The organism is Streptomyces sp. NPDC006487, from assembly GCF_042870555.1.
Classification (GTDB): Bacteria; Actinomycetota; Actinomycetes; order Streptomycetales; family Streptomycetaceae; genus Streptomyces.
Genome location: NZ_JBIAHN010000009.1, coordinates 98342 through 114172, shown reverse-complemented (window position 1 = coordinate 114172; position 15831 = coordinate 98342). Strand labels below are relative to the sequence as shown.

Here is a 15831-nt window from a genome sequence, read left to right as displayed (position 1 = left end):
CTACCGGGACGGCCCGACGGCCTGCGGAGCGTCGCTCCGCGAGGGCCTGGCGTTGACCATCAGGCCGGCGAGCAGGGCCGCGAGCAGCACTCCGCCGAACGCCCACCAGAGGGTGGCGGTGTAACCGCTCACCAGGTAGTCGTTCACCTCGTCGTACGACCGGGCCTGCTGGCGGCCGGCGAAGACGGCGGCGAGCACCGCGCCGCCGATCACCTCGCCCAGTTGGAGGGCCGTCATGACGGCCGCCGAGGCGGCCCCGATGTGCCGCGGGGCGACGCCGGTGGTCGCGGTGGCCAGGATCGGGGCGAAAGCCAGGCCGGTGCCGAGGCCGGCGAGGATGGTGCCGGGCAGCACCTGGGCCTCGTACACGCCGTTGACCTCCAGGCCCGTCAGGAGCAGCAGTCCGGCGGCCGTGAGCACCAGCCCGGCCGCGATCAGGACGTTGGGCGCGGCGCGGTGGAGCAGTCGGCCGGAGATCTGGGTGGATCCGATGACGACTGCCGCGAACATGGGGAGCAGGAGCAGCCCGATCACGCTCGGGGCGTAGCCGAGGACGTACTGCAGGTAGAAGCTCACGGACAGGAACAGGACCAGGAGGCCGGCCCCGGCCAGGAGCAGGGCGAGGAGGCTGCCGGCACGGTTGCGGTCCCCCAGGACGTACGGGGGCAGGAGCGGGTGCGCAGACCTGGTCTGCCGCTGCAGGAAGACCGCGAGCAGGACGGCGCCGACCGCGACGGGGAGCAGCACCAGGGGGGCGCCCCATCCGTGCGACTCGCTCGCGCCGAGGCCGTAGACGAGGGCGGCGACCGCGCCGGAGCCGAGCAGTACGCCGGGCACGTCGGGGCGGGCGCCGCCGGGGGCCGGGCGGTCGTGCGGCAGGGCGAGTGCGCAGATCAGGGCGATCACCGCGAGGGGGACGGCGGCGTACAGCGCCACCTCCCGGGCCAGGCCCTCGACGAGCCATCCGCTCGCGAACAGCACGAGCGCGGAACCGCCGCCGACGAGCGTGGCGTAGATCCCGAACGCCTTGCCGCGTTCCTTGGGGTCGGTGAAGCCCGCGGCCACCAGGGCGAGTCCGGCCGGTGTCACCAGCGCGCCGAAGACGCCCTGCAGGACGCGGGCCGCGACGAGCACCCCGCCGGAACCGCCGGACGCACCGCCGAGCGCGCAGGCCGCCGCGAATCCGACCAGGCCGATGAGCATCGTCCGCCGCCGCCCCAAGAGGTCCGCGAGGTGCCCACCGAGCAGGAGCACCGCGCCGAAGGCGACCGCGTACGCGATGAAGAAGGGACCCGGGCCGTCGATGCGGAGGTCCCTGTGAAGACCCGGCAACGCCGCGCTGAAGAGCGTCGCTTGGAACACCACCATCAGCTGCGCGAGGGCGGCCACCGCCAGGCCCCGCCAGCGTTTGGAGTGCGGGGAAGCGGACTCCCCGGAGGCCGTGGAGGGCGTCGCGGTCCAGGCACCGCCGGTGGGTACCGGGGGCGGCCCGAACCCCCGCGCGGGGCCGAAGTCCGCGGGGGCCGTGGGGGCGTACTCGGGCGGCGGGGGCACGGGGAGCCAGGGTTCGGGGCGCGCGGACGGGACGCGGGGGTCGGCCTGCGCGGCGGGGGGCCCGGCGGGCATCGCGGGGGCGAAGTCCAGCAGCTCGGCGGCGTGGCGGCCGAGTTGGGCGAGCACCGTGCCGGGAAGCCATTCCCCGGCCCGGTCCGGCGACGTGCGTTCGGCCACCTGCTGGGGCGTGGGCCGCCGGGCCGGGTCCTTGTGCAGGCAGGCGCGTACGAGCTCGACGAGCTCCTCCGGCACGCCGGTCAGGTCCGCCTCCTCCTCTGCGACCCGGAAGAGGTGGGCGTTCAGGCCGGTGTCCGCGGCGCCGAAGAGGAGCCGTCCGGTGGCGGCGTAGACGAGGACGGCCCCGAGGCAGAAGACGTCGCTGGCGGCGGTGAGTTCGAGGCCGCGGACCTGCTCCGGCGACATGAACCCGGCCGAGCCGATCAGCATGCCGGTGTGGGTGAGCAGGCTGTCCCCGGCGAGGCTGTCCATCGCCCGGGCGATGCCGAAGTCGATGACGCGCGGGCCGTCGACGGTGACCAGGACGTTGGAGGGCTTGAGGTCGCGGTGGATCAGACCCGCCTCGTGCACGGCCTGCAGGGCGAGGGCGAGCCGGTTGGCGAGGGTGCGCACCGAGTGCTCGGGCAGCGGCCCGAAGTCCTTGGCGACCACGGCGTGCAGGTCGGGCCCCGGGATGTACTGGGTCGCCACCCAGGGCACGGCGGCCCCGGGGTCCGCGTCGAGCACGGCCGCGGTCCAACTCCCGCCCACCCGCCGCGCGGCGGCCACTTCCCGGGCGAAGCGCCTGCGGAACTCCGGGTTCCCGGCGTACTCGGCCTGCACGACCTTCACGGCGACGGTGCGCCCGCCCTCGGAGCGGCCGAGGTACACCAGGCCCATGCCGCCGGCGCCCAGCCGGGCGATCAGACGGTACGGGCCGATACGGGTCGGGTCTTCGACGATCAGCTGATCCACGCGATGAGGATAGTGCGGCTATCCAATGCGTGCAGGCGCATTGACGGAATCGGCTGGGACCGCCGCCGCAGCCGCAGTGCGCCCCCCACCGCGCCGCGCGAAGCCCCGGACCGCAAGGGGATGCGGGACGCCGCGCTCGAACTCCGCCTGGTCGGCGGGCGCACCCACTGGTGCCCGGCGGACAGTGCCACGTGCACGGGCGGAAGAAGGGGCGACGTCCCGTCAGTCCTCGGCGCTGGGGCTGCGCTCGCCGTGCAGTCTCAGGACGTCCGCGTCGCTGCGGAAGCGGTGGGCCCACCGGCGGCCGTCGAAGACGCTCAGGCCCGGGATGTGGCGGGTCTCCAGCGCCAGGATCACGAAGGCCGTGGCCGCGGCGGCCAGCGCGAGGCGGCCCTGACCGGCGGCCGCGCCGATCGCGGCCGCGGCGAAGATCGCTCCGGCGGTGGTCACCCCGTGGACGAGGTCGCCCTCGGTGCGGCTCTGCCGGAAGACCAGGCCGCCTCCGATGAACCCGACGCCGGTGACGACTCCCGCGAGGGCGTTGGGTGCGCCGTCCAGGGCGAGGACGGCCACGAGGGCGGCGCCGACGCCGATCATGGAGAAGGTCCGGTTGCCCGCGGCGGCCCCCCTCAGGGTGCGCTCGAAGCCGAGGAGGTAGGTGAGGACGAAGGCCACCGTGAGGTGGCCGATCGTGACGAGGGTGGAGGTGTCCGCCTGCCGGTAGTCCATCGGCCGCCCTTCCCGGAGTCCTCCGCACGCGGAGGCACGGCTGTCCGTGCCAGTAGAGCGCGCGGGGGCAGGCCCGGGGCGCCGGGCGCGCCGCCGCGGGGGTCAGTTGTGCGGGGCCGTACCGCTGACCCGGTGGTCGGCGTGGCTGAGGGCTTCCAGGACGAGTCGGCGCAGATGCCCGTCGCGCAGGCTGTAGTGGATGCGCCGGCCCTCGCGGCGGGTGTCGACGAGGCCCGCCAGCCGCAGTTTCGCCAGGTGCTGGCTCACCGCGGTCCTCGACGCGGCGCAGCGCTCGGCGAGGGAGCCGACGTCCGACTCCCCCTGGGCGAGCAGCCACAGGAGGTGCAGCCGGGTGATGTCCGAGAGCATCGCGAAGACCTCGGTCGCCTCGGCGAGACGCGCCCTGTCGGGATCCCGTAGGTGCGCATCGGGTGCAGGTGGCTGAGGTTCGCGAGCTGGCATACCCCACAGGGTAGGTCGCTCCGGGGAGGCGCAGAGGGAGGGCGGAGTCGCAATCCACCAGACATGTGCGCAGGTGCGCATGTGTGGATACATTGGAGGCCTCGACCTCGTCCGTCACCCGGCCCGGAGGGAACCGCATGCCGAGCGTGCTGCGCGACCGCACCTACCGCCACCTGTTCGGCGCCCAGGTCATCGCCCTGACCGGCACCGGCCTGGCCACCGTGGCCCTCGGCCTGCTCGCGTACGACCTCGCGGGCGCCGACGCGGGTTCGGTGCTCGGGACGGCGCTCGCGATCAAGATGGTGGCGTACGTCGCCGTCGCCCCGGCGATCGCCGCGGTGGCCGACCGGCTGCCGCGCCGGGCCCTCCTGGTCGGCTCCGACCTGGTCAGGGCTGGGGTCGCACTGTTCCTGCCGTTCGTGGGTCAGGTATGGCAGGTCTACGCCCTGATCTTCCTTCTGCAGACCGCCTCGGCCGCCTTCACTCCGGCCTTCCAGGCCCTGATCCCCGACGTCCTGCCGGAGGAGCGCGCCTACACGCGGGCCCTGTCCCTGTCCCGGCTCGCCTACGACCTGGAGAGTCTCTTCAGCCCCGCACTCGCGGCCGCGCTGCTGTCGGTGGTCAGCTACGACCGGCTGTTCCTCGGTACGGCGGCCGGCTTCCTCGCCTCGTCCGCGCTCGTGGTGTCCGCCGTCCTGCCCCGGCGGGCTCGGTCCGTCTCCGCGTCGGGGCCGGGCGCGTACGCCAAGGCCACCGCGGGGACGCGGCTGTTCCTCCGCGCCCCGCAGCTGCGGTCCCTGCTGGCGATGAACCTCGCGGTCGCGGCCGCCGGAGCCGTGGTCACGGTCAACTCCGTCGTGTACGTACGGGACTTCCTCGGGCTGTCCGCCGAGTCGGTCGCCCTCGCCCTCGGCGCGTACGGAGCCGGGTCCATGGCCGTGGCGCTGACACTGCCGCGGATCCTGGAGAACCGCCCGGACCGGCGGGTGATGCTGACCGGCGCCCTGGTGCTCCCCGCGGCCTTCGGTGCCCTCGGCTTCATCACCTCGGCGCACACCGGCGGTTGGCGGTGGCCCGCGCTGCTGGGCACGTGGGCGGCGTTCGGGGCGGCCTGCTCGATGGTGCTCACGCCCGCGGGCCGGGTGCTCCGGCGGGCCGCGCCGGAAGGGGACCGCACCGCGGTGTTCGCCGCCCAGTTCTCCCTGTCGCACGCCGCCTGGCTGCTGACCTATCCGCTCGCGGGCTGGGTCGGCGCGAAGGCCGGGCTCGGGTGGGCGACGGCGGCCCTCGGCGCGATCGCCCTCGCCGCCGCGGCCCTCGCCGCCCGGCTGTGGCCGGCCGGGGCCGGGCGGCCCGGCGCCGCGGTGGCGGAGGCGGAAGCGGAGGCGGAGGCGGAGGCGGAGGCGGAAGCGGGCCGGGGGCACGTACACGAGCACGAGCACACCGGTCTGACGCCCGGGCATCCCCACCTTCACGGAGCCCGCCGGGCGGGGGCGGGGTGGCGGCACAGCCACCACCACTTCACCGACGAGCTGCACGCCGCCCACGGCTGACCTGGGAACGTACGACCGATGGACTGAATTCGATCACCCATTGGTCATAAAGGATCACGCCCGGTGCACCCTTCCTGACTATTTGTGTGAATAGATCACCACACTGGTCCTCCTTGGGCGAGTCGTCTCCCCCGAAGGGCACCCGATGCGACGTGTGGTGAGAAGCCGCGCCGAAGGCCTGTACCGGCACCGGCGCACGGTGACCGCCTTCTCCGTGGTGGCGGCCTGTTGCTTCCTCTCCGCGGCGCCTTCCGCGGCATCGGACCCGGCTGACCCCGGAACCGCCGCGTCCCCGTCGGAGTCCGCGCCCGAGTCCGCGCCCCCGGAACCTTCCGTGTCCGCCGTACCGCCGGCGCCTGCCGGCGGCACGGGGCAGCCTTCCCCGGGAACGGGAACGGGACCGGCCGACGGCACAGGGCGGGCGGACGGGCCCGGGCCGGGAACCGGATCCGCTGCCGGCTCGCGGCTGCGGGAGAGCGCGGACCTGGCGGTGTCGGGCGCGCTGCGGCCGGCGGCGGACGACGGCCCGGACGACCGCGACAACCGCGAGAACGCCGCCGCGGCGGGCCGGGAGACGTTCGACTACGTCGTGACGGTGACCAACCGGGGACCGTCCACCGCCCGGCAGGTGCGCGTCACCGACCGGTTGCCGCTCGCCCTGGAATTCGTCTCGTCCCGCGACGGCTGCACCGCGATCGGCCGGACGGCGGTGTGCGGGCCGTTGGCCACGCTCGCGGTGGGCAGCTCGCACGCGTGGGTCATCACGGTGCGGCTCGCGGCCGGCTACCGCGGAGACGGTACGGACATCGTCAACGAGGCGGTCGTCGACGCGGCCACGTCGGACCCGGACTCCCGGAACAACACGACCTCCCTGACCGGCCTGGAGATCCCGCCCAGTGCGCGGACCGCGGATCTGTCGCTCCGCAAGACGGCGGCGCTCGGAGAGGGACGGGAACACGTCCGGCCCGGCGAGAAGTTCACGTACCTGATCACGGTGCGCAACGCGGGCCCGGCGACCGCGCGACAGCTCCAGGTCACCGACCTGCTGCCGTCCTCGCTGACCCTGCTCTCCTCGCCCGACGACTGCGCGGTCGCGAAGGAGGGGGACCGGCTGGTGGTGTGTCCGCCGCTGGCGCGCCTGGCGGCCGGCGAGAAGGCGGAGTACCGGATCACGGTCCGTGCCGTCACCCGGGACCGGGCGGCCCAGCCCCCGCCCGAGAAGTGCACGCCCATCGAGAACGTCGCCCGTGTCACCTCCGCGAGTTTCGACCCCGACCTCTCGGACAACGCCAACCGGCCGGGGACCACCGGGCCGGGCGGCGGACGGCTGTGCCTCGTACCGGAAGGCCGCGGGGACCAGCACGACGGGCACGACGGCCGGGAGGACGGCCGGGAGGACGGCCGTGTGGACGGCCACGGGGACGGTCGTGGTGACGGACACCACGGCCGCGACGACCACCACGACGGCCGGCACGACGGCCGGGAGGAGCACGGCGGCCGCGGCGACCTGGCCGACTCCGGGGCCACGGTCCCCGCCTGGCTGCTGTGGACCTCCACCGCGCTGGTGGCCGCGGGAGCGGCGCTGCGGACGGCGTTCCGGGTGCGGCGCACGTGACCGGCTGTTCGCCGCGGCCCCCGCGGCGAACGACCTCCGCAAGCCCCACCGCAGCGCGAGAAGACGAGGAACGTTCGGTATGACGATCCCCCGGAGTGCCCGCACTGCCCGGTGGCGCCGGGCCGCCGCCGCCTTGCTGTGCACGGCGGTACTGGCCTTGCCGGCAGCCCTCGCCACGCCCGCGACGGCCGGCACGGCCGCCTCCACCGGCCCCTCCACCGGCCCCGCCGACGGCCCCCGTCCCCGCGCGCTCGCCTTTCCCGTCAACGAGACCTTCGACAGCTCCACCAACCTGGGCGGCACCAGCGGCAACGCGAGCTATCCGGACGGCGGCGGCTGGCTGCGGCTTACCTCCGCGAGCTCCGCCCAGGCCGGCACCTGGAAGCTGAAGGACTCCTTCCCCACCACGCTCGGCATCCTCGCCGAGTTCAGGTACGCCGGCTACGGGGGAACCGCCTTCGAGGGAAAGCGCGGTGACGGGCTGTCGTTCTACCTCGCCGACGGCGCGGCGGCCGACGGGACCGGCGCTTCCGGCGGAGCGCTCGGCTACGCCTGTTCGGGTGCGGCGGACACCTGTGCGGCATCGGGCGTACCGGGTGCCTATCTCGGCATCGGGCTGGACGAGTTCGGCAACTTCTCCTCGAACTCGGTCGGAAACGGCGGCCCGGGCGCCCAGCCCAACAAGATCGTGGTGCGCGGCGGAGGCACCGGCCGGACGGGGTACCGCTTCGGCACGTCCGCCGACGGGCCGGGCAAGACCGTGGAGACGGGCAGCCGCGCCAAGGAGCGCACGATCCGCGTGTCCCTGCTGCCCAGCGGTACGAAGATGCTGCTGTCGGTGTGGTCCGACAGCGGCCCCGGCACGGCCATGACCCAGCTGATCACCGACTTCGACGTCACGGGCATCACGGGTCAGCCGAAGCTGCCGGCCACTTTCAAGGTGGGGTTCTCCGGGAGCACCGGCGGTGCGACGAACATCCACGAGATCGACGACCTGCGCATCAACGTGCCGGCCGACCTGACCATCGCGAAGACGGGCTCACCCGCGAGCGTGCCCGCCGGCGGTGGCCCCGTGACCTACACCCTGACCGTCTCCAACAGCCAGGCCAACGAGGTCACCGGCGCCGCCGTGCGCGACACCGTTCCCGGGCTGACCGACGTGACCTGGACCTGCCGCGCCAACACCGGCGGGACCTGCGGGAGGGCCTCCGGCAGCGGGAACGCCCTGGACACCACGGCCGACTTCCAGCGGGGCGGCTCCGTCACCTACACGGTCACCGGTACGGCGCCCGCCCAGCCCGTCACCCTGTCGAACACGGCCACCGTGACCGCCCCGGCGGACCGTACGGACACCAATCCGGCGGACAACAGCTCCACCGCCGCCGCCACGGTGGTGACGGCGCGCGCGGACGTGGCCGCGGAGAAGGAGGGGGTCGGCCCCGGACCGGTGGTCCCGGGGCAGGAGTTCGCGTACCGGCTCACCGCACGGAACCTGGGGCCCTCCCACACGACCGCGATCCAGGTCTCCGACACCCTTCCCGGGCCGCTGCGGTTCGTCTCCTCCGCCGACGGGTGCACCGCCTCGGGGCAGCAGCTGTCCTGCCCGGTCCGCGAGCTGCTGGGCGCCGGGGCTCGCACCTCGTGGACCGTACGCGTACGGCTCGACCCGGCCTATCAGGGTGACGGCTCGGACCTCGGGAACGTCGCCTCCGTCCGGCACGCCCTCCCCGATCCGCAGCCCGCGAACGACACCAGCGCGGCCGCCGCCCCGCCGGGCGGAGTGGCGGCCCCCCAGGCCGACCTGTCGCTGGTGAAGGCCGCCGAGACCCGCTCCCCCGTGGCGCCCGGGGAGACCTTCACGTACACGGTGACCGTGCGCAACGACGGCCCGTCCGTGGCCCGGAAGGTCACGGTCGTCGACCCGCTGCCGACGGCGCTCGCCTTCGTCGCGTCGGCCGGGGGCTGCACCGCCGTCGGCCGGGACGTCACCTGCGGTACGGCGGCGACGCTGGACCCGGGCGGGGTCCGGTCGTGGACCTTCACCGTGCGCCTCGACCCGGCGTACACCGGTGACGCGACGGGCCCGCGGAACACTGCGACCGCCCGTGCGGACACGGCCGATCCGAACCCGCTCGACAACAGCGGCTCCGCCGGTGTGCCCGACGGGCGCGTCCGCCCGCCGAGCGCCGACATCGAGCTCGCCAAGCGCGCGACGGCGGGCTGACCGGGCGCCCGCCCGCTGCCCGCCCTCCCCCGAACTCCCGTACAGCTCTCCCTGTACGGTCCTCCCGCACGAAACGGAAACGATGCGCGATGACGACGACACCAGGCCGGCGGCCGGCGGTGTGGGCCGTGGCTCCGCTGCTCTGCGCCGCGGCCCTGTGGGCCGGACCGGTCCCCGGGGCCGCCGCCCTGCCCGGCGGCGGGTCTACGGTCGAGGTGACCACGTTGCGGGCCAAGGCCCCCGGTGACCTGATCACCTACACGCTGACCGCGAGGAACAGGGGCCCGTCGGTGGCCCGGAAGGTCATCGCCACGGACAAGCTCCCCAACGGGATCTCCTTCGTGGGCTCCTCCGACGGCTGCACCGCCGTCGCGCAGACCGTCACGTGCGGGCCCGAACCGCAGCTTGCCGCCGGGGAGACCAAGAGCTGGAGCTTCCAGGCCCGGCTGAGCCCCTCGTACCAGGGCGACGGTTCCGACCTCGGCAACAGCGCGACGGGCAGCTCCGAGGCCACCGATCCCGACCCCGCCAACAACAAGCCGGATCCGGTGCTGCCTCCGGGGCCCTTCGATCCCGTGTCGGACCTGGCCACGGTCAAGACCCCGCTGGGCGCGGGGCCGACGGTCCCGGGCCAGGAGTACGAGTACGAGGTCCGTACGACCAACAAGGGCCCCTCGGACGCGCGCAACGTCGTGGTGACCGACGCCCTGCCCGTCGGGCTGGCCTTCGTCTCCTCGGCCGACCCGTGCACGGCGTCCGGACGGACCGTCACCTGCGGTCCGCTGGCCCGGCTCGTCCCCGGCGGCGAGGTGGTGTGGACCTTCAAGGTGAAGCTGGACGCCGCCTACTCCGGTGACGGAAGCGACCTGCGCAACACGGCGACCTCCGCCTCCGCGTCCAAGGAGCCGGAGCCCGCCGACAACACCTCGCAGGCCGTGCTGCCGCCGGGCGGGGTCACCGCCCCGCAGGCCGACGTGTGGCCGACCAAGCGGACGGCCGACAGCACTCCCGTCGCCCCCGGACAGACCTTCGACTACGTGGTGAGCACGACCAACGAGGGCCCGTCCCGGGCCCTCGGCACCACCATCACCGACAAGCTGCCCGCGCAGCTCGCCTTCGTCTCCTCCCCCGACGGCTGTGCGGTCACCGACGGTACGGTCAGCTGCGGCCCGGTGGCCGTACTGGAGCCCTCGGCGTCCCGGACCTGGCGGTTCACCGTCCGTCTCGACAGCAACTACACCGGCAACGGATCCGACATCCGCAACACGGCGACCGCCGGCTCGCGGACCAAGGACCCCAAGCCGGAGAACAACACGAGCAGCCCGGCGGGCCTGCCCGGCAGCACCGTCAACAAGCCGACCGCGGACCTGGAAGTGGTCAAGGAAGCCGTCGGTACGAAGCCTCCGGTGCCGGGCGAGACCTTCGACTACCGGATCCGGATCTCCAACAACGGCCCGTCGGCCGACGCCTTCAACGTCAAACTCACCGACGCGCTCCCCGAGGGCCTCTCGTACGTGACGTCCTCCCCGGCCGGATGCACCGCCGCCGGACACCTGGTGGCGTGCAAGCGCACCAGCCCGCTCAAGGTCGGCGAGACGATCGAGTACCTGCTCACCGTCAAGGTGGACCCCGCCTACGCCGGAGACGGCAGTGACCTGAAGAACACCGCACAGGTGACGGCCGACAACATCGACCCGGCGAGCGGGAACGACAAGAGCACCGCGACCGTGCCCGGCGGGCACGTCACGGCGCCCGCCGCGGACCTCGCCATCACCAAGAAGCCCGTCCAGACCATCCCCGTGGCCCCGGGCGAGACCTTCGACTACGCCCTGACCATCACCAACAACGGCCCCTCCCAGGCCGAACAGATCACGGTCTCCGACACGCTGCCGACCGCGCTGAGCTTCGTATCCGGCGACGCCACGTGCACCTCCGGACGGACCGTCACCTGCGGCGCGCTGCCGCGGCTGGCGTCCGGAGCATCGATGACCTGGGTGATCAAGGTGAAGCTGGACCCCGAGTACACGGGGAACGGCTCCGACATCCGCAACACCGCCACCGTCGACTCCCTGACCGGCGACCCCAAGCCCGCGAACAACACGAGCGCGGCCGCCGGCCCGCCCGGCGGCACGGTCAAGGACCCGACCGCCGACCTGGAGGTCGGCAAGACGACCCCCTGACCCCGCAACCCGTACGGAAGGCCGGCAGGGCACCCCGCCCCGCCGGCCTTCCGGCGTACGCCCTCCGCGTCGGCCCCGCGGGGCCGGGCCCACCGCGGGAATTCACCCGAATGGCGGCGCTCGAATGTCCCCGTGCGCCCCCGCCACGGACGCTGGGCGCAGCGCAGGACCCTCGGCGTCCCGCCCGACGAAGGAGCCTCCCGTGGCACAGGCAACGCCCCCCAGCAGGGCCCCCAACAGCAGGTACACGGCCGACGAGAACCCGTGGGCGACGAGCGGCACCGTGTTCGCCGGTGTGCTGATGCTCGTGGAAGGCGTCCTCGGCATCCTGAAGGGAATCGTCGGCATCGCGAACGACGACGTCTACGCGAGGGTGGGCGACTACACCTTCAAGTTCGACGTCACGGCGTGGGGCTGGATCCACCTCATCCTGGGCATCGTGCTCGTGGTCGTGGGTGCCGGCATCCTCAAGGGCGCGGACTGGGCCAGGGTCACGGGCGTGGTGATCGTCGCGCTCGACATCATCCTCAACTTCCTGTGGCTGCCCTACACGCCGCTCTGGGCCCTCATCTCGATCGCCATCGGCGTCTTCGTCATCTGGGCCCTGTGCACGGACAAGAACCGCTTCACCGCCTCCTGAACGACCTACCGGGCGTCCTTCACGATCCGCTTGCCCGCAGGCGGTCGGGCGGGGTGGACGGGAAGGACGCCCGGGGAGGGCGCCTGGGAAGGGCGCCCGGATTCGGCGTCCCCGCCTCAGACGCCCGCCGAGTCCCCGGCGGGCGTCGGCCGCGCGCTCAGGGCGGCCTCGGCGGCGGTGTAGGAGGAGGCGAAGGTGAACGCGCGCGGGGACGGGCCGTGCGCCCGTAGGTCCGCCAGTTGCTCCAGGGCCTCCCCGACGGTCGGGAGGTGCCCGGCGGGAACCCACCAGAGCACCATGTGCGCCTCGACGTGCCGTTCGAACCATTCGCGGCGCCGCCGCATCACCTCCAGGTGGCCGCTGCGGTAGGCGAAGTCCCACAGGGCCTCCTGGGTCTCCCACACCGACAGGTTGACGATGACGTTCTCGCCCGCCGGGCGCAGGCCGGTGGCGTCGGCCTCCCCCTCCTCCGCGAGCCGCCACACGAAGCCGGGCGCGCCGTCGGCGGCGGTGTTGACCGGGTCGAGCATCTCGACGAAGGGCGCCACGCGCGGGTCGTCGAGCGGGTGGCGGAGGGTCGCGACGTTGAGCTGGGCGAGGTGGGCGGCATGCGGGGGCGGGGATGCGGTCATGGCCTCATCCCAGCACGAGCCGTTTTCTATGTCAATGATCATTAGTTTTAGAAGCTTCGACCACCACGCAGCACTCCCCCGGCCGGGCGTCCAGGCGAGCGCGTACGGGACCGTCCGCACCGAGCAGCCCCTCCAGCAACGCGAGGTTCATGCCGCACACGAGGGGCGGAAAGCGTTCGGCGACGGCGTGAAAGGGGCAGTTGCGCATGCGGACGACGCGGGCGGCCGCCCCGGGCCCGCCCTCGGCGCCCTCAGCGCCCTCAGCGCCCTCAGCGCCCTCAATGCCTTCCAGGTGCGGTTCGTAGCCGCGGGCGGCCAGCATCCCCATCGCCTCCTCGAGGCCCCCGCAGGGCGCCGCCGAGCCGCGCAGGACCTCGCCCCGGCGGCGGGCGGCCGCGCAGAGCCCGGCGTCCAGCCCCGCCTGCTCGGCGGCCTCGGCGAGCAGCTCGGCGACCGTGCGGTAGTCACGGGCGGGCAGCGACACCGACAGCTCGACCCGCGCCCGCGTGTACACCTTGGCGGGACGGCCCGCCCCCGGCCCCGAACGGCCCGTCAGCCGGCGGCTGCCACTCTCCAGCAGCCCGGCCTCGGTCAGCCTGTCCAGATGGTGCGCGGCGAGCGTGCGCGCCACCCCGGCCGCCTCGGCGGCCTCGTTGCGGCCGACCTCACGGCCCTGCGCCACCACGTACTCGTACAGGCGGCGCCGCACCGGATCCTGCAGCACCGCGATCACATCGATGTCCTCCACCCGGCCATTCTAGGAACAACGCAGGTTGGAGATAGAAAGGCGGACCGGCGTCCCGGGGCTGGTCGGGCCGGGCGATGATGGCCCGATGAAGCGATGGTTCCGCAGCTACTGGGGCGAGGAAGACACCTGGTTCTACTTCGAGACCGGCGCTGACGGGTGGGTGACCCGGCAGGTCGAGCTCCAAGGGGCCGAGCGGCGGCCCGTCGCCGCCGCCCGGGACACGGACTCCGACGCGCGGTACGGATTCACCGCCGAGTCCCCGGTGTCCGAGTGGGAGGGCTGCGTGCCCGAACCACTGACCGCGGAGCAGTTCGAGAGCACGTGGGCCGCGGCGCGGCATCAGCTCACGGCACGCTTCACCTGAGCCGGAGTCCGCCCCCGCCCGCCCCCGCCCATACGGAGGCGATCCGGGATGCGTTCATACCTCTGAGTGAGGTCGGCGGAGATCACGGGGGCGGGAGCGGACTTCTGCCTAGGGTGGCTTCCGGCGGCGCGCAGCCGCTCCGATCGGCGCGTCGACTCATACGGGAGCTTGTGTGGCGCAGCAGCACACGACGTCACTCCGGCTCCGTCTCCGGTACCGCTTCGACCATCTGCTCTCGGGCGGGACGACCGCACTCATCGGCTGGCTCGCCCTGGCCTGCCTCGCCGTCGTCGTTCCGGCCAGCGCGGTCCTCGTCTGGTCCGACCGGGCCGCCCCGGCCACGCTCTCCGGCCGGCTCACCGCCGTGTGGGTCAGCGTCGGCCAGACCCTGAAGATCGGGGGTGCGGTCGGCTCCCCGCCGTACGTGCTGGCCTCCGTATCGCTCGCGCTCGTGGCGCTGCTCTTCGTGTCGACCCTGGTCAGTCTGATCACCACCGGCATCAACCGGCGCATCATGCTGCTGCGGCGGGGCCACTCCACCGTGCTGGAGACCCGGCACACCGTCGTACTGGGGTGGTCGGACCAGGTGTTTCCCGTGATCGGGGAACTCGTGGCGGCCAACGCGAACCAGCGCCGCTCCGCCATCGCCGTGCTCTCCCCGCAGGACAAGGTGTGGATGGAGGAGGAGATCTCCGCCCGTGTCGGCGACGGCGGCAGGACGCGGATCATCTGCCGCAGCGGGAGCACCACCGACCCGGCCGAGCTGCGCCGGGTGAGTCCGCGCACGGCGAGGTCGGTGCTCGTACTGCCTCCCACCGGGGACACCGGGGACGCCCACGTGGTGAAGACCCTGCTCGCCCTCGACGCGGCCGTCCACGGCTCCGGGCAGGCGGAGGGAGAGCCGAGGGGGGCGAAGGGGGAGGCGGTGGTGGTCGCCGCCGTCCGTGACTCCCGCAACCACCTGACCGCCAGGCTGGCCGCCGGGCCGGCGGGGCACGTCCTGTGCGTGGACGACATCGTCGCCCGGCTCCTCGTCTCGACGGCCCGGCAGCCCGGTCTCTCGCTGGTCTACTCGGAGTTGCTGGACTTCGCCGGCGACGAGTTCTATCCGGTGGCCCCCGGGGACCTCGTGGGGCGTCCGTTCGGCGAGGCGCTGCTGTCGTTCGACACCTCCTCGGCGGTCGGCCTGCTGCACGGTGGCGGGACCGTCACCCTCAATCCGGATCCGGGGGCGATGATCGGCCCGGCCGACCGGATCATCGTCATCTCCCGTGACGACGACACGGCCGTACGCGCGGACGTGGCCGCCCACGTCGAGGACGACGCGATCGTGACGGCCGCACCCGCGACCGCCCGGGCCGAGCGCCTCCTCCTGCTCGGCTGGAACCGCCGCGCCCCGCTCGTCATCGAGCAGCTCGACCAGTACGTGGGCCCGGGGACCACCCTGGACGTCGTGGCGCTCGGCGTGCACGCGGCCACGGGCGGCGCCCGGGGCGTCACGGCCGCGCGGTCCCGCCTCGAAGTCTCCTTCCACGAGGGTGACATCACCGACCCGCTCACCCTGGCCAAGCTGGACGTGCCCTCGTACGACGGCGTGATCGTGATCGGCGAGACGGAGCCCGAGGCCGAAGCCGTGGCGGGGGCCGCGCCCCCGCCCTCCCTCGCTCCGGTGACGGATCCGCAGGCGCGGGCGGACGACAGGACACTGGTCACCCTGTTGCACCTGCGGGCCGTCGGGGAGGCCGCGCGGCGGGACATCGCGCTCACCACCGAGATGTCCGACGACGGCAACCGGCTCCTCGCACCGGTGCAGGACGGCGCCGACTTCATCGTGAGCGGCAGGCTGATCAGCCTGCTGATGACCCAGATCTCCGAGAGCCCGTACCTCGCCGCGGTCTTCGAGGAGTTGTTCGACGCGGAGGGGCACGAGTTCCACCTCAAGCCGGCCACGGACTACGTACGGGCCGGCCATGAGGTCTCGTTCGCCACCGCCGTCGAGGCGGCACGGCGGCGCGGGGAGTGCGCGGTGGGCTACCGGCTGCGGGCCCGGAGCACGGCGGGCCCCGACTACGGGGTGCGGATCAACCCCGACAAGCGCCTGCGCGTCAGCTTCCGCGAGGAGGACTCGCTGATCGTGCTCGCCGAGAGCTGACGCCGC

The 15831-nt window shown here is 73.7% G+C and carries 12 protein-coding genes; 7 read left to right on the top strand and 5 right to left on the bottom strand.

The features are described 5' to 3' along the window. The 3 genes from ACFYM0_RS17230 to ACFYM0_RS17220 form a co-directional block, all read right to left on the bottom strand. Positions 1 to 2526 (bottom strand): MDR family MFS transporter, encoded by a 2526-nt coding sequence (locus ACFYM0_RS17230; RefSeq protein ID WP_388501917.1) that lies wholly within the window; start codon positions 2524 to 2526, stop codon positions 1 to 3. Positions 2527 to 2748: 222 nt separating this feature from the next. Then, positions 2749 to 3255: an MgtC/SapB family protein gene (locus ACFYM0_RS17225; RefSeq protein WP_388501915.1), complete on the bottom strand. Its 507-nt coding sequence runs from the start codon at positions 3253 to 3255 to the stop codon at positions 2749 to 2751. A gap of 102 nt (positions 3256 to 3357) precedes the next feature. Next, the gene (locus ACFYM0_RS17220; protein WP_388501913.1) at positions 3358 to 3717 is read right to left on the bottom strand and encodes an ArsR/SmtB family transcription factor; all 360 of its coding nucleotides are present in this window, start codon (positions 3715 to 3717) and stop codon (positions 3358 to 3360) included. A gap of 137 nt (positions 3718 to 3854) precedes the next feature. Between ACFYM0_RS17220 and ACFYM0_RS17215 the strand changes: the two genes are divergently transcribed. The 5 genes from ACFYM0_RS17215 (at position 3855) to ACFYM0_RS17195 (ending at position 11929) form a co-directional block, all read left to right on the top strand. Further along, the gene (locus ACFYM0_RS17215; RefSeq protein WP_388502372.1) at positions 3855 to 5270 is read left to right on the top strand and encodes an MFS transporter; all 1416 of its coding nucleotides are present in this window, start codon (positions 3855 to 3857) and stop codon (positions 5268 to 5270) included. Between the two features lie 334 nt (positions 5271 to 5604). Beyond that, on the top strand, positions 5605 to 6885 hold the full coding sequence (locus tag ACFYM0_RS17210; RefSeq protein WP_388501911.1) for a hypothetical protein: 1281 nt from the start codon (positions 5605 to 5607) through the stop codon (positions 6883 to 6885). A gap of 79 nt (positions 6886 to 6964) precedes the next feature. Next, positions 6965 to 9109, top strand: coding sequence for a hypothetical protein (locus ACFYM0_RS17205; RefSeq protein ID WP_388501908.1), 2145 nt, complete (start codon positions 6965 to 6967; stop codon positions 9107 to 9109). Between the two features lie 89 nt (positions 9110 to 9198). Beyond that, on the top strand, positions 9199 to 11289 hold the full coding sequence (locus tag ACFYM0_RS17200) for a DUF11 domain-containing protein (RefSeq protein WP_388501906.1): 2091 nt from the start codon (positions 9199 to 9201) through the stop codon (positions 11287 to 11289). A gap of 202 nt (positions 11290 to 11491) precedes the next feature. After that, positions 11492 to 11929 carry a hypothetical protein gene (locus ACFYM0_RS17195; protein WP_388501903.1) on the top strand — a complete coding sequence of 146 codons (438 nt, stop codon included), beginning with the start codon at positions 11492 to 11494 and terminating at the stop codon, positions 11927 to 11929. Positions 11930 to 12045: 116 nt separating this feature from the next. Here the strand turns inward: ACFYM0_RS17195 and ACFYM0_RS17190 are convergent, their stop codons facing one another. Together ACFYM0_RS17190 and ACFYM0_RS17185 are read right to left on the bottom strand one after the other, a co-directional pair. Then, positions 12046 to 12561 (bottom strand): DUF3291 domain-containing protein, encoded by a 516-nt coding sequence (locus tag ACFYM0_RS17190; RefSeq protein ID WP_388501901.1) that lies wholly within the window; start codon positions 12559 to 12561, stop codon positions 12046 to 12048. Positions 12562 to 12592: 31 nt separating this feature from the next. Next, on the bottom strand, positions 12593 to 13309 hold the full coding sequence (locus ACFYM0_RS17185; protein WP_388501898.1) for a helix-turn-helix transcriptional regulator: 717 nt from the start codon (positions 13307 to 13309) through the stop codon (positions 12593 to 12595). An 85-nt stretch (positions 13310 to 13394) separates the two neighbouring features. On the opposite strand from ACFYM0_RS17185, the gene ACFYM0_RS17180 reads away from it, so the two are divergent. Further along, positions 13395 to 13673, top strand: coding sequence for a hypothetical protein (locus ACFYM0_RS17180; RefSeq protein WP_388501897.1), 279 nt, complete (start codon positions 13395 to 13397; stop codon positions 13671 to 13673). A gap of 172 nt (positions 13674 to 13845) precedes the next feature. After that, on the top strand, positions 13846 to 15825 hold the full coding sequence (locus tag ACFYM0_RS17175) for an NAD-binding lipoprotein (RefSeq protein WP_388501896.1): 1980 nt from the start codon (positions 13846 to 13848) through the stop codon (positions 15823 to 15825). Positions 15826 to 15831 lie beyond the last annotated feature (6 nt).